Genomic DNA, 19,768 nt, shown 5'->3' with positions numbered 1-19,768 from the left:
AATGGCTCTGTTTGACGGGATATTGACAGTTTGAGTTTATAGCAGAAGTAGTGCTCGATTCTGAACTCTCAATTTCGAGTACATATGATTTTGGACACAGCACAAAAATTGAAACATAGAGTATTGGCTCAAGAGTTTTTAACATATTACCACCTATTAAAATTAGGAGGATGAAAGCATCATAGAAATGAAATGGTAAGGATTAACCAAGTACTCTCTATCAAGACTTTCTAAAAATAGCACGTTTCACCTAGACTCTTACGTTAATAAATAACTCACACTCCAGGTGACCTAAATCATTATCTAAAAACTGTCATGGGAAGGAGTTGTTAACTTGATGCTTCCCTCCCCAACATTTAAAGTGAAAATTTAAAATTACCTATATAAAAAGGTGGCTATATTATTTTTCTTTGAGTAATCTATTTTCCTCATTTAATTTAATGATGACATTATCTTTCATTGAGTCAGGGTATTTGTTCTCACCGGTAGACAAAATTACCTGATAGTCAACATTGTTTGGATTCTCAAGCATATCCAAGCATGAAATCATTCGATTAAGATTAACATTGTCAATACCTATATTCTCCGGCGTGTCAATTAACAGCAGGCGAGGGAAAGGAATGTCATCTAATAGTGAAAGCTGAAGAAGTGTTAAATAGTATAGAAATCTTTTATGTACAGCTGCACTGGCTTCTTTATAAACACCATTGTTTATCAGCGGCATGTAATCGTCATTATTAATCTCTGCGACTCGACAATCCAGTAATGAAGATTTCATGAAGTGATTATAGTATTTATTGAACTTGTCAACTTTATCGATTAGCTCAGCTTCAGATGAGGCTTCCAACCTTTCGACAGCAATTTTTGCTAAGTCCATGTCTCTTTTAGCAGCGTCTTTTATACGTTGATAATCCTGAAGGTTTTTCTCAAGCTGAAGAGCTTGTCTCAAACTGCTGATTTTCTCCTTTTGTCTGAGCAGATGATCTTCTACATCATCTATTTCATCAAAGTTAGTAATATACTCAATTTCATTTAGAGCACTTGAGAGTTCTTCTTTCAAAATAATATTTGAAATATTAGAAGCCTCAATTTCGCTTTCTATAGATTTAAAATCATCCTGTGCAGTTTTTAGAGCGACTTCCATCGTCTCTAAAGACTTAACTTTGCTTTTAAGCAGCGTATAATATTCACCTGGGTCATAGAAATATCTTCTATAATCATTTTCATCAATATCATGCCCACAAACACACTTGTCACTTGGCCTATCAACATTTTTCAAGCAATATGGACAAGTATCAGGTGTAAACATTTCCAACTGTCTGTGTGTGTGAATGATTTTCTGGAGCCTAAAAGCATCTTCCCTTGTTTGCCTAATTACACGATTAAGTGAATCAATGTCCTTCAGCTTAATTTCAAGTTTTCGCTTTAAATCAATTATATTAAGCTCAGCGCGACCATATGTATCCTTCAATCTTGTAATATGACTTAGCCCAGCATTTTCACTAATTTTCGAGGTTAGTTTTTCTGAGCGAAAAGATATTAAACGCTCAACAGACTCTTCCAAATCATTTATTTCTTTGGTTAAGTGGTAATCATTAATAACTTCTTTGAAGCCAAGTTGTTTATACATTACTGAAACAATATTTCTATATTCAGAAAGTATCGCATTGGCTTTTTCATGTTCTGACTGCTTGCGCTTTAGGTTACCGTAAGCTTCATAAAGTTTGACTAAGGTCTTTCCCATCAAAACTTCGAAGATGGCTTTTCTAAGGAATACTGAATCACTGATATAGTTTTGATTATCAGCAGGTTTATAGATACCGTTAACATCAGTACCTTGGTTATGATATACAAGGCGTAATAAATCGTTAAAGCCTATTTTGAAGTTTTTACCTGCGTGAAAAATCTCAATGCTCGGGATGTTAAGTTGTTCAAGAATCCAATCTGAAAATATATAGTCTTCCGATTTGTTTCTATTAATAGCCAAACATAAGAAGTCTACAGATGACCCATCATTGTTTAAGAAGGGTTTATCTGAAAGGATAGTAATAAGGTTCTCACCGATTTTTCTTATGAATTTGAAAGATTTGCTTTTCAATGAAACTTCTAACTCAACAAAGTTTGACTTATCATTGACTATTTCATTATGTTTTTCTTTTTCAGTGCTGCTGAAATGAGGAACTTTTCCTCCTAACCCATAATAAATAAGGTCGAAAAAAGTAGATTTTCCGCATCCATTAGGTGCTTCGACTATGTTGACTTTGAATTTATCCAGTTCGGGGGAGCTGAAATTATAAAGCTTACCCTCGTAGTGCATTTTATGTATTTTTAATTGGCCCATAAATTCAACCCATACTCAGTGAAAAACTTTCCAATCAAACCATCAAGCCCAAGAATATTTATAGACTTGAAATGAGATTTCAAAATGGCTGTATTATTTAATTCTCTACTAAAAAGTTCCGTATCAAAAAAAGAACTAAAAAGGTCGTTATTCTTAACCTCAACATTATAACAATCAATTTTTTCAGTATCAATTACCGAGATTACTCCGCTTTTTTCTAGGCTCCTTACTATTTTATAAACTTCTCTTTGGTGTAAGGAAGCTTTCACATATATATCAAATAAATATTCCTTGTCGAATGGCTTTAAAACACCCTCACCATGATTCTCAACAAGAATATTAACAGCAGTGGAACTGGAAATTATTTGCATCAAAAACGTAAGTTTCCTATGGTCTTTAAAAACAAGCTTTTTATTAGAAAACTCTTTGAGACAAATAATTATTAAGTAAGTTAAAAAGTAAAAGTCTTCGCCAGAAACAAAGCTTATTCTTTTTAGTTTATCCTTATTTTTATTTGTGTTCATAATCTATTCTTCGTCGAATGCTAAGTAACAATCATCAACCAATGTTAAAATTATACCACGAATCGTTAGTTTATCATCAATGCTCATTCGATAAGTTTTTTTAAGTTGTTGAATATTATCATAGCATAACTCTACCATTTGGTCTAAATGGGCTAGTATATCGTCTGATGTGTAACTTATCTGTGAAAAATGTCCAGAAATATAATCGCTACACCACTCGTAAAAGTTGCATCTTAAGGAAATATACTCCTGTCCAAATAACTCTTCATTAGTTCTTGCTTTAGTGGCGGTGAAACTTAGAAGTTGGATTTTTTTATTTTTAATGTCATTACAGACAGCTCTCAATTTTTCCTCAAGATTTCTCTGATCACTTACATCAAGATCTTCGAATATTTTCCATGCAGGATCTATAGGTTTAAGTTCATTTTGATTTGAGGCTGCTTGTAGAAAAATGACTTGTACCATTTCACGACTAACAAAACGTCCAAACTTTCTTTCATCTTGTTGGTTTCTATCGAACAAACTTTCCAAGGCACCAAGAATTATATTTTCAAGCCCATAATGTCGATGATCATAGAATTGGCAATCCTTGATACTTTTCATAACTTCATCATCATAGCTATCTCTATCTGATTCAGTTATAACAAAATCAATAGAAGATAAAAATTCGTAAAAATCTTGATTAGTCCATTGAGATATAACCTTGTGGTTTCCACCATAAGATGTAATTACTGTTTTATCTTTATCAGCATAAATAGCATATTGTTTTTCGTATTCCTGAAAAAATAAAAATTTTGCTATAGTTATTTCATCTTGTGTGAGTGCTATCTTTAGAGATAATCTCTTCAATATGCTGAGCTTTGTAGTTTTGGTTTGACTAAGTTGAAGGTTAGGAACAACTACATTTAAAATTGAATTATCAAGTTGCTCATCTGATATTTGAGCGTGACAAAACATTGAAAAATCAATTGTCTTTGAGTCTTTAAAGTGACTTATATATTGATCTGCAAAAGCCACAATCGTATTTTTTATTGCCTCTGAATTAAAACTCAGGCCACTTGAGTATTTTTTATTCTCTTCTATTCCTATAGTTGCAACAGCATCTTCTACAACTAGGGTCGCAGAGTCTTCAATGAATTCCGTTGCACAATAACAAGTTTTCTTACCCAGTTTGCTTATCAAATTTAAGAGGCGATGAACTGCCCTAACTCTTTGAAATAACAATCCGCTTCCAGAAGTTTTCGCTGCTTCTCTATTTATAGTTTGTGGAATCATGAAGTGGTAGTCATTAGAGAAAATAATGTATTCTATCCTAACATATTCAACAGTCGGTGCAATGTAAGTATCCCAGCAAATCGAACCAGTAATTTTTGATGTTCACAGGCACAACATCAATTTCAAATTGATAAACTCCCCACCAAATCCCCCAACGTCACCATCAGCATCATCGGATCTATCGGCGAAGGCTCAAATCCCACCCGCAGGTAAAACTCCCGTGCTTCATCAGACAGCGCATGAACCAGCATCCCGCGAATGCCGATAGTATCCGCCACCTGAATCACCCGTAGCCCAGCATCTCGTACCAGCGCCCGGCCAACACCCTGACCATGTAATGATTTATCTACCGCCAGACGACCCAGCACCACGACCGGGATTGGATCGGGCATATTGCGGCGAAAACGTCCGGGAGCGGCATTCGTTGCCACGGCGCTGGAAGCCAATGAGTAATACGCCAGCACTTTTGAATCATCGCAACTGACGAAAGTTCGTGATGCTCCAGTGACCTGATTTTTCATCGCCCGTAGTTTTAGCCAGTTATCCATAGACTCCACACCGCAACAGAACGAGGAAAGTGCATGTTCGGCGTGGAGTGGCTCAGGAGCAGAGATCATTTTTTCTGTTCCCACGGTGCAGGTGTTTGCATGGTTTTGCGCAGCGCAGCATTCGGTGAAGGAACCTGATCCAAACGGGCGAGGAATTCCTGATAAGCATCGGGATCTGCCATGATGATGCGTTGATCGATCAACGCTTCCTCTGCGGCGGCACGCGCAGCCTCAAGGACAAAATCAGTACGATTTTTTCCTCTGGCCTTTGCAGCACGATCGATTAGATCGCGTTCGGCAGGCTTGATGCGTAAATTTAGTGTTTCGCGTTTAACAGAAACGCTGTTCGTCGCTGGCATGATGTTATCCTCGATTATACTCTCTGGATATTAATCATACAGCAACCGTAACGCTAATGTCATTACGATTTATAGACATCATAGGGAATCGAACCGAAGGAACGAACCGGACATTTCTTTATCGCATGTGACCCATCATTCTGATCTATCTATGAAAACACGGGTCAATCTATGGGTCTTGACAACTAGTACGATTAAAATTTATGCTACATTTCAACTTAATAGAAAGCTGAATGATCCCGAGTCCGGGCACCACTTATTCAGAAAAACCAGCCTACAGGCTGGTTTTTTGCTTTTCAGCTTGCGGACTCTCCATCGAACTGCGTTCGATAACTCGCTTCTACGAAGCTCGCCCTATGGACCAGCGCGATAACTGCGCTGTTCAACGCCTGCGGCGTTAGTCCGAGTCCGTCATCATTATTTAGCCCATAGACGATCACTACCGTCTGTAACCTTCCGTCTCATTACACCCGCACAAAAATAAGCACTCTCTCAATTCAATTCCCTGACGCCATACCCCACGACTATTTTATCCGCAGCAAGACTTTTGGTAACCACGGTTCCTGCGCCAACTTTTACGTTATCGCCTAATGTAATGTCGCCAAGCAGAATGGCATTGGCGCCAAGCTCCACCTGATTGCCCAGCACCGGACTTTTAGTGACCTGACCTTCACGGTTTATCACGCTGCCAATGGTCACCCCCTGCCGTAATGTGCAGTTCGTCCCGATGATGACGTCGGAATTCACCACAATGCAGTGCGGATGATATATTTTCAGCCCAAAGCCGATTTGGGTTCTGTGCGGGATTTCCACACAAAACAGCCATTCATTAATCACTTTATTCAGAATCACAAAAGGAATGCTGATAATTTTCAGCAGCGCATTTGATGACTGGTAGAGGGTAGCAAGGCGGAACAGCAGTATTACCAGTTTGGCTTTAACACTGCCCGCCGTTTTTACTTCACGCCATACATGGCCGATATTGTTCAGCATATGAATATCTATTCTTAATTCCGTGCTCAGTGCACCGTTACCGTGGAAACCCGATACCAACCGTCGGCCTGTTTGCCCTCGTTGGCGAGATTAATTCGCGATACTCCCTTTGTGTCCAGTATCGCCACGTCAATATTATACAGCCCGGCTGGCAGTGCTTCCGGCATCGTCAGTTGGTAGACGGACGTATGCTGCCCCGGCAACCAAGAGCGAATGTCATCCGCAGTTTTTCCCATACTCATCGCGCTGTTGTCATTATTCACCACGCGATAGGCCAAATCATATTTCAGATAAATGGGCGCTACGCCGTCATTAACCCACTGATTATTTAGTATCAGACTCTGCCCTTGCGCTAATTCGGACTCATGCGTTAAAGAAGCCAGGCGGAAACGATAGCCGAGTTTGGTCAGCGCGTTATCCACGATGTCCCGATACTCCGTCGGCACGCTGCGCGATTTCAGATTAATGGTGCTGGCGTGTTGTGCCAACGCCCAGTCAAAGGTCGCCTGCACTTGCTCACGCGTATAATGCTGAACGCTCTGCCACTCCGACATATAGCCACAGATTTCCAGACTCACCGGCGCACGTTGCCACACCGTACTAAAGTTTGGATAAAGCGCCGCCGCGTTTTGCAGCCGCTGCGGATAATCATCTTGCATGTGACTCCACGTCGTCGAAAAATTATGCCAGTCGCCCAAGCAGTCGGCGCGCCATCCCGCACCTTGTTTCACGGCGCTTGCCAGAGTGTCGCCGCCGTTAATCAGCATGATTTTTGGGCAGCTGGGAAACGCGGCAAAATACATTTTTACGTACTTATCTAACTGGGCTGATGTGTAACGCTCAAGCAGCGGCTTAATGGTCGGGAAATTACTGTTGTGCCACTCTCCCCATGACCCCACCAACCCAATATCGATATAAGCCAGATTCAAATTACCGTCATAGCGCTGACCAAAAGCGTTAAGCAAACGCTGGCTATATTCGATAAACAACGGATCGTCCAGATCCGGCACAAAGGTTTTTTTGTCCGGCGTCCACTCGCCCTTGATCCCTTTTTGGATCAACCAGTCAGGAATCTTCGAGCCGCTGGCAGGCTCATCAAGCGCCATAAAGCGCAGCCCCACGTTCATCGCCGGTTGATGCTGGCTAGCCAGTTCGAAAATAGTATCCACCAGTTGAAAGTTATACTGGCCTTCGACCGGCTCCAGTTCACTCCAGTACAGGCGATCATATTCAATACCGGTGTCGGGATAATCAGCCAGCGATAGCGTAGCGCCATTACCCTTGTTAAAGCTGGCAACGCCATTGCCCGGATTCGTTAACGGGCCATTTAGCCCTTTGGGAGTGACGGTTGTCATCGTGCCTCCAGCCACACCCACTACAGAAAATAACAAACCTCCTACCGCAATCATTTTAAGATTCATCTAAGACTCCTTATTTCCACGTCAGTAGAAACCGGAGGTCAGTGATCCTTCAGTCTGAGCCACCAATCCCAAATCCCTAAGTGGAAATGTGGGAAAATATCAATACCCAAGGCAGACTTAATCATGTACAGCGTCAATAGCGCCGCAAGCGTACAGAACAGGCAGGTAAACAGGATCAACGCGGTCAGCAGTATGCAAAACAGCGTTGATTCTTTACGGGGACGTTTACGGTGATCCTGGCCAAATAAAAAGACGAAATAATAGCGTCGGCTAAAAAAAGGGAAACTCTTACGCACGTCGACCCAGTGCATTGAAGCCGCTGTGATCGACAACACCGCCTGTTCAACGGCCTGCCGTTGTTCCAGGGTAAGTTCTGCGTCAATGTTCCCATCAAGGGCTTCATAGAAGCGTTCAATGACTAACGGACGTTGATTCGATTCGTTCACTATTTACCTATTGATTTATTAACTCATTGACCTATTGACTGAGGTATAAACCGCCATCGTTTGTTGCGCGATTTTTTTCCAATTATACCTTTGTAAATATTCAGAGTAATCAACAGCAAACGATTTAGAGCGCTGTGTAATTTTTTCGGATAAATCCGCCACGTCTCCAACATTAAAATAGGTGTCTGGCGCTAATTTCACCTCCAGATTAGCGGGAATATTGCTAACCACGACAGGCAATGAAAACGACATGGCCTCCAGCAGCGCAATGGGTAACCCTTCATGATATGAAGGCATCACAAAGAGTTTAGCCTGTGAAAAGACAGTTTGCAGTTCATGACCTTTTAAAAATCCGGTCAGGACCACATTAGGGGTGTCATGGGCTAACTGTTTTAAGCGCATACTATACGCAGTGGGGTGATCGGCATCGCCAACCAAAACCAATGGCATCGTGATACCTGATTGCTTATAGGCGGTGATGAGATCGTGCAAACCTTTTTCTTCCACAAAACGGCCAACCGCAACCAAATAGTTTTGTGGCTGAAGAGAAAAACGCGCCAACGTTTGATTGATAACTTCCGGTGTTAATTGCTGAGATAAGTTCACGCCGTTATAGATAAGATGAGCATCATTTCGTCCATATTTCTGCTTGATCATATTATTAATAACTTCGGAGATTACAATCACTTCATTGGCATATTTCACGGCCACCTTTTCACCCAGCAACAACACTTTCTTTGCCAGGAACCCCCACTTCTGGCGGTCATAGTCCGGGCCATGATGAGTAAAAACCACTTTTTTACCCAGCAGACGCAGAAGCGGCACCACCAGCCCTGGGCCAATAGCGTGGACATGTACTACCGTGGACTGATCAAAGCAGGTGATAAATGCCGCCAGTACCGAATGGACTATTGCTTCTAATGAACGTTTTTTCGGCGCTAATAAAGCGCGAGTCGTTACTCCCTGATACTGTGATTCTTTATAATTAACATAAGGTGAACGTGCGAGAACGCAAATATCCACATCAAATTGCTGTTTAATAGTCGGGTATAAATTTTGACAATGTGTTTCCACACCGCCTAACACGTTTGGAATGCCACGTGTTCCCAGAACGGTAATTTTCGTAGTCATATTATTTATCGTTTAATAATTCCTGATAAAGCGCCAATAAAGATTCTGTGTGTTTACGTAATGAATATTTTTCGCTAAGACGCTGACGCGCATTCAATCCCATTTCTCTGGCTTTTTGCGGATTCAACGCCAGGTCATCCAGCACATCGGCTAATGCCTGCACATTGCCTGGTTCGAATAAAACGCCGTCTACATTATCGCGAATTTGTTCGGGAATGCCGCCAATACGCCCGCCCACTACTGGTTTGGCGAACGCCATCGATTCCAGCACCGACATTGAACAGTTTTCATAATATTCGGAAGGAACCACCACCGCGCGCGCATATTTAATAAGCTGGTTAAGTTCTTCGCCCTGCTGTTTATAGCCCAGGAATTCCGCATTCGGAAATTGCGCGACCAGATCGTCATACAGCGGCCCGCTGCCTGCGATCTTTAACGGAATTTTATTGCGCATTTGCTGATGCGCTCTGGCCAGCGTAGCCACGCCTTTTTCCCGACTCAGGCGGCCAATAAAAAGAAAATAGCCGTCGTCTTCAACATCCTCCACCGGCAGGCTGTCATTAATGCCGTTCACAATCACGTCAATACGGGAATTCGGCAGCTTGCGAATTAATTGACTACGTAGAAATTCGCTGGGCGAAACGATCGCATCCAACGCCTGATAATTTTTGGCAATATTCTGCCAGGCGCCTTCTAACGAAAGCAGCAGGCTTTTCGAAGCGGAGCCTTGCTGGCAACGATATTTAAAGGCGTTAAATACCGAGCCGGTTAAACAGGCGTCACAGACTTTGCCATCGCGCAACATGGTGTACGACGGGCAGATAATCTTGTAGTCATGGGCCGTTAACACTGTTTTACACCCAAACTGACGGGCAATTTTAATCAACGACGGCGTGAGCTGATGATAGATATTATGAAAATGAACAATATCCGGCTTTTCTTTACGCAATAACGCCAGCAACTTCTTACATGCCTCAGCGTTATGAATAAAGTTCACGGCCGTTTTAACTGCTCCGATCACGCCGCTGCGCTGATGATAATCCACATTATCAACAAAATAGGGAGAGTAATCTGACGGGAAGTTATTTTCATGCTGCATTGAGAAAGCGATAACCTCAACGCCAGCCTTTTTCAGCATATCGCTTTCCTGAAAATAAACCGTTTCCGCGCCGCCCTTGATATAGAAGAATTTATTGACTAATAAAACTTTCATCATACCTGCCTATTCATGAATAACCTTGCTGTCTGGCGGCATCATGGGATCGCGCATGGGTCTGGTTAACCCTTTGACTAATCCGGCAGAAAATACAGCCAGGTTCATCACGCTTTGTAGTCCGTTCAGCAGTGAACGGTTTTTCATCGTTTTTAAGGCAATAAAAGCGAGTAGCGGCAGCAACGCCACGCCAATAATATCGGCGTTAAACGTCAACACACTCATCAACAGCGCCAGCAGATAAACCGCAAAAATCGCCTCGTTTTTAACGATGTGTAACGCCTCGCGGAAATAAGGCATGCCCCATGCACTGCGTAACAGTTCGCCCGGCGCCCAGAGAAAACCGTTCGTCCAACGGTATTGCAGCATTTTATATGTTGGCATGGTGTATGACGTGTGCCGGAAATAAGGCACGTTAAGGCGATGTAATTTATATTTGGCATAGCGCAGACGAATGCCTAATTCAGCCTCCTCATAACCATGTAAGCTACGGTTGGTGAGATAGCCTATTTTTTCAATTGCCGAACGTCGATATAAGCCCCCGCCGCCTAAATGGCCACAGTCGCCCAGCGGATATATTTTATGAAGACGTTGTTTGCGCGATTTAAACTCATAGTTCGCCGCGCCATCCATCTCTACCGTTCCAGCTACGCCGGCGTAGTCTGGATGCGCCGCTAAAAATGCGATGCCCTGCTCAATAAAGCCATCTTCCAGTACCATATCGCCGTCCATCAGCAGGAGATAATCTCCCTGGCTGTACAGATAGCCAAGCTGATGCCCCACGCCGCAGCAGCGTTCAGACGGCTCAGTCAGCGACACCACGGTTACCCCTTTGGCGCTGGCAAGCTGCTGAGTGTTATCGGTCGATAAGCTATCGGCAACAATAATTTTATGTGGATAATCCGCAATATGACGACGAATACTGTCGATGGTTTGCTCGATACATTCCGCCTCATTGAATGTCTTAATACTCACTGAAATAAAAGGTTTCTCACTCATACGATTTTCCGGTATAACGGCAGACAGAATGGCGAATCACCAGACTTGAGCCCAGAGACAAATAAAACAGGAATTGCAGCATGGGAATAATCATCAGGATCTGGCTATAAGGCAGACTCAGCAGGCACCCAACCGCAAAAACATTAAAGGCCGGAGAAAAACTCAGCAGTTTCAGATCCTGTTGGTCTACTTCATTACGCTCCAGCATCGGCTTTGGTCGCGAAATAATTAAGATATAAATAATTAACCCGATAAAAAATAACGATCCAACGATGCCCACTTCCCATAGCAGCACACTTAGCGAAGTCGAATCGATAATCAGGTTGTAGATAATATTTAAAAAGCCAGGAGAAACGGCGCTTCCGCTATTTGTCGCATTTAAACCGTAGCCAAATAACGTACCGGAAAGTCCCCACATATCGTGATTTTTTAGCCAGAAGAATATCGTCGTAAGACGGCCAAGCTCACCTGATTCCATAATGTAGTTGGTATCAAAAATATAGCCTAGCGAATCCATAAATACGCTTAACGCACTTTTCGTCGGGTCACCGCCAAACGCCGAGGAATAACCCGAGGCCAAAATGGTAATCGCGACGGTAATGAGTAACGCCATGCCGCTAAAGATCAGCAAAATCGCTTTCAGGTTTACGTTATTCATGCCTTTGATGTAGCTCGGCATTAACCAAACCCAGGCCAGCAATAACGGCGAAACCAGAATCACGAATTTCACTTCTCCCAGAATACACAGGCCAAACCCCAAAACGATATGCACCGCCATGGATTTAAACGACGTTAAACCATGTTTAAATTCCGAGACTTTCAGCAGCATAATCAGCAGACAGAACAGCCCCATCGCCGCGGTATTGCCCCCGCCCATCGGGTCGCCGCCAAACGTGCCGACCACGGAGTCCCATTTTTCATCTTCGCCACGAAGCGCCACACGCCGCGGCAACACAAACAACACCTGATAAATCACGACAGGAAACTGCGCGTAGAACACCCAATACAAACTGCGGGTCACGCGGTAAATTTGTGATTCACGACAAAACCCCAGCAGCAGGCAAAACATCATCAACGACAAGGCAATCTCGTTTTTAAAACCAACGATCGTGACCGTTATTCCGCCCTGCAATAGGGTAGACACTCCCGCCATCGCCAGAAAAGAGAGATACAGCGTGAGCACCACCAACTCCTGCGTATCCAAATGCAACGCATCGTAGCGGGTCTGCATAATCAGCAACCCCACCATGATTAAAGCCAAAATAAAAGGCAACCACAGCACCGCCAGCAGGCCGGTGAAATACTGCGTCAGCCCGCAGAATACCAGCGTAATGACGACATAAATCTGCAGGTAAAGCCCGGTATTCAAAATCATGACGCTATCATCATGCTTTTCAGCAAATTGGCGCGTTTATTGACCTTGAGATAAATAAACGTGTAGCGTACAAACGTCAGCACGGAAAACAGAATCATGGACGTGGCATAGTGATTATAAAAATAAGGCACAATCACAAAAGCGACTAATACAACCGCCAACTGTTCTAACTGAATACGCAGAAAGTAGCGATGAGAACCAAATATTAGCTCAATCACCGTCAGCGGACACACCGCCAGCGCAGGGAATAAATAAGGTAGCATATAGCGAGACGTTGGAATGGAGTTAATCCACTCTTCGCTAAAAAACAGGTGCATCACCAGCGGATAGAAAATAAATACCCCCAGCGTGCAGACAACCCCACACATCAATAATACCAGGCGAACTTTTTTGAATTCCTCATAGTTGAAGCGCTTATTTCTGAAATCGACGGACCACGTTGAAAAAATAGAGTTACGCACCGCATTACCGATGATCACCACCGGAGCCAGACAAAAGCGGCTCACCACCGAGAAATAACCCGCCGTCAACGCGGAGAACCAAAAGTTAATCAGCATCACAGGCAAATTACTATTGACCATCGCCAGCACTTCGGCGCTGCCAACCCGGGTGAGATGGTGAACATGCTGATGAAAGAAAGCCACATTACGCTGCAGGCTAAAATTTCTGAGCGTAACGGTGTGAATATTGAACGAGTACAACATACAGCCGCTAATAAGCACCATCATGGCGCAGGCCCAGGACCAATAAAATGCGGCGGTATGTGACGTGAACACCACCGAAAGCACCACCACCGCCGAGACGGCGAGCCGCTGAAAGGCCAGAAAACGATAGTTACCCTCGCGCAGCGATAAATTCTCCGCGATCAGCACCAGCGCATAGGCCAGTGTCAGGAGGTAGAGAAAAAACACATTTCGCTGGAACAGCCATGCGGTCAGCATCGCGTAAGGCACCGCGGTAAGCAGACTTTGCAGCACGCTGAACACCACGCTCTGCGCCAGTTCACTGTCTGGCTGTTTTGGAATCAGCAGTTGCGATGCAAAGGTACAGACTTGCGCTCCCACCAACACGATGCTGTAACTCAGCGCGTAGATTCCCACCTCGGCCATGTCGTATTTATGTGAAATCAGCCAGATAGACAGCGCGCCAATCAGTTGTGAAAGCACCGACGACCCCGCAATGGTAGAAACGCTTTTTAATAAACTCATAGGTGGCCCGTACTGTTGATTAGCGTATTCATGTGTTGGTTCAGGGAGCGAACGCCCTCTTTGGTTTCGAGGTTCTTATCCGCTACCCGATTTATTACCGCGCCAATCAGCACCGCGCGGTGGTGCTTCACTTTCTCAATGGCATTAAGCACATCGCCCGCACGCCACGCGCCGGCTTTCAGCACAAAAACCACCCCGTCTATCACCCGGCTAATCAATTGAATATCCTGCGTTTGATTCACCGCGGCCACGTCAACGATAATTCGCTGATAGCGCGTTTTCAGTTCAGTCATCAACGTCACAAAATGCTCGGACGACAGCATCAGTAAAGAAGACGTCGAGGCATTACCACGCGGCAGGAAGCTTAAATGTTCATTGATTGTCACCAGCGCGGCATCCAGCGGTGATTGACCTTGCAGTAGCTCCGCCACGCCAACCGCGGCAGGATGCGCCAACTCTTGCGTCAGCCCGCCGTCGTTAAAGAAATCCAGATCGATAAGCAGCGTTTTTTGATCAGCGCTGAAGGATGTCGCCAGCAAATGCGCCAGCAACGATCGCCCTTCGCCATGCTCTGTCGAGCTGACGGCAAGGATTTGGCAGGAGGGATGCGATAGCAAAATGTGGGTTCGCATGCTGTGGACAATATCGACATCCAGCGGCGATTCGGTGATCAAACGCACCACCTGCGAGCGCCTCACTCCATTGGCAAAAGTGCGAATTTCACCCACCGGCGCCACATTCAGGCGCTTTTTCATCTGGCTAATGCTGTTGATTGAATTATCCAGCGCGGCTCTCACGATGAAGTAAACCACGGAGAAAATCAGGGTTAGCATGACAACCATCACCAGCAGCATCGCTTTATTGGGCTTCGACGGATGGTCAGCCGGCACCGCCGGGTCATAAAGTATCGCGTCCGGCTCTAAATAGTTACCCGCGAGCGTCTGCTCCTTCGTGCGCTGATAGAGCGCCTTATACAGTTCTTTGGTTTTATCCAGCGCCGTGGTCAGGTTGTTGTATTCATCACGTTTAGACGCCAGCGTTTGAAAATCCGCTTTCTGTTGATTCAACAGCTGCTGATAGTATTTTTCATCCTTCAACGCCGCCTGATACTGCTTATTCAGCCCGGCTTCCAGTTCGAATAACACGGTGTGGGTCTGTTCCTCAATCGCCTGAACCTGGGCTTCGGCTTCCAGGATTTTGGTATGTTTCAGCCCATAGCGTTTACGTAAATCATATAAAGAGCGCCGGGCCTGAATCAGCGCGATGCGCAAATCCTGAATCTGGGCATGATTAGAAATATCGGGCAGAGAAATCACGTTTTCCAGCGACTTACCCGCGTTCAAACGCACGCTGTTGTAATTCGTTTCCGCCCTGATGCGACGCTGGGTAGCATCAGCCAACTTAGTGGTGACGATCCCCAACTGTTCAGTCTCAAAGCCATCCACGCCACGGAACGTGAGCAACCCTTCTTTCTTCAGAAACTGGTCGATGGCAGCCTGTTGCTCAACGACTTGCTGCCATATCTCTTCCATCTGTTTTTGGTTCAACGCCTTGGCTTTCAGCGTTTTGAGGTGCTTTTGCTTAGCCGTATAGTCAATAAACGCCTGCGCCACGCCGTTAGCGATGTCGGCCGAAAGCGCAGGCGATGCCGATTCGTAGGAGATAGTGGCGAGGTGTGTGGTGCGAACGCCGTTGATAGTGAGGTTTTTCACTATCGCATTCAGCGCGTTATCGACCCGCTGTTGCTCATCGGCGCGTTTATCCGCGCTTTTGTCGGCATCGCCGTTAAACGCGGGGTTTTGGTCCAGCCTGATGTCCCGCACGGCTTGTTCCAGCACAATACGTGACTGCATCAACGCATACTGGGTTTCGTAATAGCCGCTGCGGGTGGAATCATAGCCATCGACCTGCGGCAACGGCGAAACGTTATCCTGTTGCGCTTTCAGCAGCACCGTTGCCGTCGAAACATATTTCGGCGTGATCATGCTGATCAGCGGGTAAGCCACTACCGCGCTAATCAGGCCAGCCAGGATGATCTTCCAACCGTTCTGTTTGATCTTTTGGGCAAATCTGGAGAAATCGATCGTGCTTTCCAGTTTTCTGCCATTTTCCACTATAGATAGACTCATGGTCAGAAAAAGCTCATACCGACAACCACGGTGTCGCCAGGATGAACGGCGCGTCTTACATCAACATTTTCAATCAGTTGATTGCTATTCGACAGGCGAAGACTCACATCCTTGCGGTCTGCGCGATCGGTAAATCCGCCGGCCAGCGCCAGCGCTTTTTCAACGGTTAAGCCCGGCTCGTAGGCATACCCGTTCGGCTTCTCAACTTCACCGGTGATATAGAATTTCCGGAACTCGGCGATGCTGACCGTCACCATCGGGTTTTGCAGATAATCACCGCGCAGGCGATGGGCCAGTTCCTCGCCTACCTGCCCCGGCGTTTTCCCTTTCAACACCAGTTGACCGATGTAGGGGAAGTTAATCGCGCCGCTTTTATCCAACATAAATGTCATCGTCATCTCCGGCTCGCCGTATACCAGAATATTGACAGCATCGCCTTCGTCTAACTGATAACCGGTTGTTTCATTGTCAGTTTTTTCCAACTGTTGTGGGCTTGACGAGGTGCATCCCGCCAACCAGACGCTTAGGCACAGAAAAATGCACAGTTTTATTATTTTCACGTTAGATCTGTACCTTAGCTGTAAACATAATCAGGGAGTTATCGCGGCCCAACATTCTGACGACCTGGCGATCGCCATCAGGGCCAATAAAGAAAGAATCGGTATCTTGATTGGAACGCAGCGTATTCAGTTGATACTTTAATTCAACGTTAATCGAGGGCCTGAAGTTATAGCTCATGGCGAAGGTGAACACCCTATTTCTGTCTTTGCGATCCTTCGGGTAATTCTTGTAACCCTCGGCCAGGTATGAATAGTCAAACGTGGTGGAGAAACGATCGGCTAGCCAAAAATGCTGATAGGAGATGCCGTATTTAGAAGCCATGATATAGCCGCCGACTTCCGACGGATCCTTGATATGCTGCGACGTATGTACGGTAAAAACGGATTGTTCGAGCGGTTTCCACTCAGCCTGAATATCCCAGTTTACCCCGCTAAAATCCCTGGCGTTTGGGTTATTATCGAATGTCTTATATAGCCAGGCCACGTTCGCATCCACGCGGGTTTTGCCCGTAAGCTGCGATTTAATACCGTATTCCAGGTAATACTCATCATTGTCTTTTTGCGAATCGACCTCATAACGGCGCTGATTGTTAATAAAGCGGTAGCGAAAGCGTGTTGTCCGTGAGTATTGGTCAGATAATTCGGCGATCAAACCGTTCTCGTGCCATTCCTGCCCACGAACATAGTTATAAAAATCAATATCGGTATTTTTAATATCGTCCACGTGGCCTAAACGCAGCTTTTTAAACAGCAGAGCGACTTCGGCTGTACCGCGCCCTTTCGGTGCGCCATAGCTGTAACGTAATTCGCTGTTAAACAGTTCGCTGCTCAGCGGCGAATTAATACCGAAATCGCTGAACTGTTGTGGTCGAAAACCTTCGGAAATACCACGCCCGCGCGCCTCGTGCCCGAGAGAATCTTCAAGACTGAGCGTTAACCCATGCTTTAGCCCGTAGCGCCATACGCCATTAAAGCGAAAGAAATGATCGGTGTAATTATCCGCCGAATCGCGGTCGTAACGACGATAATCACCGGAATACATCAACAGATATTGGTCCTGATAACGCGCGCCAATGGCTTTAATCATCGGCCTGACGCTCTGAAAATCAGAACTCACCGCGTCTTGATCATAAGCCTGATAGGTCACGTTATTCTCATGCCCATAATCCAGACCAACCTGGCTTTGAAAATCAATACCCGCAATGCCGATATGCGATTTCGGCGTCAGGTCAGCCCAGGAGGGATGCGGCATAATCATTCCAGCGGCGATGATCAATTTAGTACGCATTTTCACCGATAAAACCTTTGAAAATGGTTCTAAAGATAATCTTGATATCCAGCCAAAGCGACCAGCTCTGAATATAGGCAATATCGTAGTGAACCCGTTTTTCCATTTTATCGAGGGTATCCACTTCGCCACGATAACCATTAACCTGCGCCAATCCTGAAATACCAGGCTTCACTTTATGGCGAATCATGTAGTTTTCGACCAGTTGCCGATACTGCTCGTTATGCACCACGGCATGAGGACGCGGGCCAATAATCGACATCGTGCCTTGCAATACATTGAAAAATTGCGGCAGTTCATCCAGCGAAGTACGGCGTAAAAATGCGCCAAAACGCGTAACGCGCGGATCGTTTTTAGTCGCCTGCGTCACAACGCCGGCGTTTTCCATCACGTGCATCGAGCGGAATTTCCACACTTTGATTTTGTTGCCGCTCAGACCGTAGCGATCCTGCTTGAATAACACCGGTCCACGCGACGTCAGCTTGATACCAATCGCAATCAACAGCAGCAACGGCGAAATCATCAGCGTAATCACGCCGCCAATCACTAAATCCTCAACGCGCTTAATAAAAGAACCAATACCATCAAACGGCGATCTGAAAATACTGATGGTCTGAATGTTATTGATGGAACGAAACTGCGATACATACGAGCTGTAGGAATAAAGGTCAGGAATGATGTAGGTATCAACCGTAGTATCAGACATCATCGACAGAAAATAGCGAATGCGTTTCAGCGCAATCATCGGCAGTGCAATATAAATCTCATCCACCCTGCCCGCTTTGGCTTCTTCAACCAGCGCACTCACATTGCCTTTAAACGGGCTCTTAGTCAGATAGCCGCAACGGGATGGGCTGCGATCGTCGTAGAAAGCCAATTCCAACTGCATATTGGCATACTCTTTGAGCAATGCTTTTTCCGCCGCTAACCCACCGGGCGTTAAGCCCACAATAGCAATCCGAATCCGTTTTTTAGCCGTACATTTAAACGTAATAAAACGCGTGAGATAGAGGCCGCATAACGAAAGGGTATACCAATACAGCGTCGCGGAAAAATATATGTTATCGAGATGATGTAATAGCCCTAGCGAATACAGCGTGCCGGCATATTCCCTGACCACCTCAACAAACATGACGGACAACAATGCGGAACCCCACAGTTTTCTCTGCCCGCGAAATTGCATATTCTTAAGCCCATTATGATATAAGCCGGTATATTCTCCAATAAGTAAAAAAGAGGTGGAAAATAGCAAACTAATCATAATGACATCATCGAAAGCGCCCATTAAAAATAGCCTGGCGCTGACTATTAATGTTAAATTAATTGATAAGAAATCCATCAATTTAATAACAAAAAAGTCATTCCCATAGGAAATCTTTATCTGATTACTAGACACTTTTTAATCATAATCCATTAAGTTTTTATTATTGACGCCTCTCCGAGACGGATAATATATCACCTAAACGAAATTTAAAATGACAATCAGAAGAATCTCAAAAAAAATTTATTAAAATACAAAAAATCTCAGTATTTTCCACAATGATTATTAATTTATAAAATATAAATGTTCACGTTAGTAATTTAACTGCAATTATTTATTGTATTATTATTTATATAATAATATTTATAATTAATAATTATTTTTACGTGATCGATAAAGAATAAAATTTCACCAATCATGCTGCGGTAGCCAGGAGGTGCAGAAAATGATTCGGGTCTGGTCATATCTGTAATCTGCACGCGCCACTCGAATTATTTGGGGAATAGCCGCTCAGATACAGGTGATGGATAAACGCTACATTCGTCTCGATATTCATGATGCCGTCGCCGGTTTTCTTCCCTATCCAGCGAATCAGGGAAGAAAACCTCAGGAATACGCATCGTTTCGTTCGTCTGCCACCCCCCGGTTGCTATGTTCTATACGCTATGTGCTATACGCTATGCGAAGCGGCAATGCG

At 44.7% G+C, this 19,768-nt stretch carries 17 protein-coding genes; all 17 read right to left on the bottom strand.

Annotated elements, in window-relative coordinates:
* Positions 1-400 precede the first annotated feature (400 nt).
* The 17 genes from CPA59_RS02760 to CPA59_RS02680 all read right to left on the bottom strand — a co-directional run bounded on the left by CPA59_RS02760 (position 401) and on the right by CPA59_RS02680 (position 19,206).
* A complete protein-coding gene (locus tag CPA59_RS02760; protein WP_107758660.1) occupies positions 401-2,341 on the bottom strand; it encodes a hypothetical protein in 1,941 nt (646 codons plus the stop codon).
* A complete protein-coding gene (locus CPA59_RS02755) occupies positions 2,329-2,865 on the bottom strand; it encodes a hypothetical protein (protein WP_107758659.1) in 537 nt (178 codons plus the stop codon). Before CPA59_RS02755 ends, CPA59_RS02760 begins: the two co-directional genes overlap by 13 nt.
* Positions 2,866-2,868: 3 nt before the next feature.
* On the bottom strand, positions 2,869-4,140 hold the full coding sequence (locus tag CPA59_RS02750; RefSeq protein WP_159077918.1) for a hypothetical protein: 1,272 nt from the start codon (positions 4,138-4,140) through the stop codon (positions 2,869-2,871).
* A 122-nt stretch (positions 4,141-4,262) separates the two neighbouring features.
* Positions 4,263-4,757, bottom strand: coding sequence for a GNAT family N-acetyltransferase (locus CPA59_RS02745; protein ID WP_094107695.1), 495 nt, complete (start codon positions 4,755-4,757; stop codon positions 4,263-4,265).
* Positions 4,754-5,047: a DUF1778 domain-containing protein gene (locus CPA59_RS02740; RefSeq protein ID WP_107758657.1), complete on the bottom strand. Its 294-nt coding sequence runs from the start codon at positions 5,045-5,047 to the stop codon at positions 4,754-4,756. The genes CPA59_RS02745 and CPA59_RS02740 overlap by 4 nt, the downstream gene beginning before the upstream one ends.
* 492 nt (positions 5,048-5,539) lie before the next feature.
* Complete coding sequence (locus CPA59_RS02735; RefSeq protein WP_049854610.1) at positions 5,540-6,040, bottom strand: serine acetyltransferase; 501 nt, start codon at positions 6,038-6,040, stop codon at positions 5,540-5,542.
* A 26-nt stretch (positions 6,041-6,066) separates the two neighbouring features.
* Positions 6,067-7,461, bottom strand: coding sequence for a DUF4832 domain-containing protein (locus CPA59_RS02730; RefSeq protein ID WP_107758656.1), 1,395 nt, complete (start codon positions 7,459-7,461; stop codon positions 6,067-6,069).
* 38 nt (positions 7,462-7,499) lie between these two features.
* Entirely contained in the window at positions 7,500-7,907 is a 408-nt protein-coding gene (locus tag CPA59_RS02725) for a hypothetical protein (protein WP_038917744.1), read from the bottom strand.
* 18 nt (positions 7,908-7,925) lie between these two features.
* Positions 7,926-9,038, bottom strand: coding sequence for a glycosyltransferase family 4 protein (locus CPA59_RS02720; protein WP_049854612.1), 1,113 nt, complete (start codon positions 9,036-9,038; stop codon positions 7,926-7,928).
* Between the two features lies 1 nt (position 9,039).
* Positions 9,040-10,251, bottom strand: a complete 1,212-nt coding sequence (locus CPA59_RS02715; RefSeq protein ID WP_049854656.1) for a glycosyltransferase family 4 protein — start codon at positions 10,249-10,251, stop codon at positions 9,040-9,042.
* A 9-nt stretch (positions 10,252-10,260) separates the two neighbouring features.
* Positions 10,261-11,250: a glycosyltransferase family 2 protein gene (locus tag CPA59_RS02710; protein ID WP_107758655.1), complete on the bottom strand. Its 990-nt coding sequence runs from the start codon at positions 11,248-11,250 to the stop codon at positions 10,261-10,263.
* Complete coding sequence (locus CPA59_RS02705) at positions 11,243-12,625, bottom strand: capsular biosynthesis protein (RefSeq protein WP_107758654.1); 1,383 nt, start codon at positions 12,623-12,625, stop codon at positions 11,243-11,245. Before CPA59_RS02705 ends, CPA59_RS02710 begins: the two co-directional genes overlap by 8 nt.
* On the bottom strand, positions 12,622-13,833 hold the full coding sequence (locus CPA59_RS02700; RefSeq protein WP_107758653.1) for a lipopolysaccharide biosynthesis protein: 1,212 nt from the start codon (positions 13,831-13,833) through the stop codon (positions 12,622-12,624). The genes CPA59_RS02705 and CPA59_RS02700 overlap by 4 nt, the downstream gene beginning before the upstream one ends.
* Positions 13,830-15,962 (bottom strand): polysaccharide biosynthesis tyrosine autokinase, encoded by a 2,133-nt coding sequence (locus tag CPA59_RS02695; protein ID WP_107758652.1) that lies wholly within the window; start codon positions 15,960-15,962, stop codon positions 13,830-13,832. The genes CPA59_RS02700 and CPA59_RS02695 overlap by 4 nt, the downstream gene beginning before the upstream one ends.
* Positions 15,963-15,964: 2 nt before the next feature.
* Entirely contained in the window at positions 15,965-16,522 is a 558-nt protein-coding gene (locus tag CPA59_RS02690) for a polysaccharide biosynthesis/export family protein (RefSeq protein ID WP_049854616.1), read from the bottom strand.
* 1 nt (position 16,523) lies between these two features.
* The gene (locus CPA59_RS02685; RefSeq protein WP_107758651.1) at positions 16,524-17,810 is read right to left on the bottom strand and encodes an outer membrane beta-barrel protein; all 1,287 of its coding nucleotides are present in this window, start codon (positions 17,808-17,810) and stop codon (positions 16,524-16,526) included.
* Positions 17,800-19,206, bottom strand: coding sequence for an undecaprenyl-phosphate glucose phosphotransferase (locus CPA59_RS02680; protein WP_082170976.1), 1,407 nt, complete (start codon positions 19,204-19,206; stop codon positions 17,800-17,802). The genes CPA59_RS02685 and CPA59_RS02680 overlap by 11 nt, the downstream gene beginning before the upstream one ends.
* Positions 19,207-19,768 lie beyond the last annotated feature (562 nt).

The organism is Dickeya sp. Secpp 1600 (assembly GCF_003049805.1).
Lineage (GTDB): Bacteria > Pseudomonadota > Gammaproteobacteria > Enterobacterales > Enterobacteriaceae > Dickeya > Dickeya fangzhongdai.
Note: the sequence above shows the minus strand (reverse complement) of the source record. Positions and strands in the feature narration are given on the sequence as shown.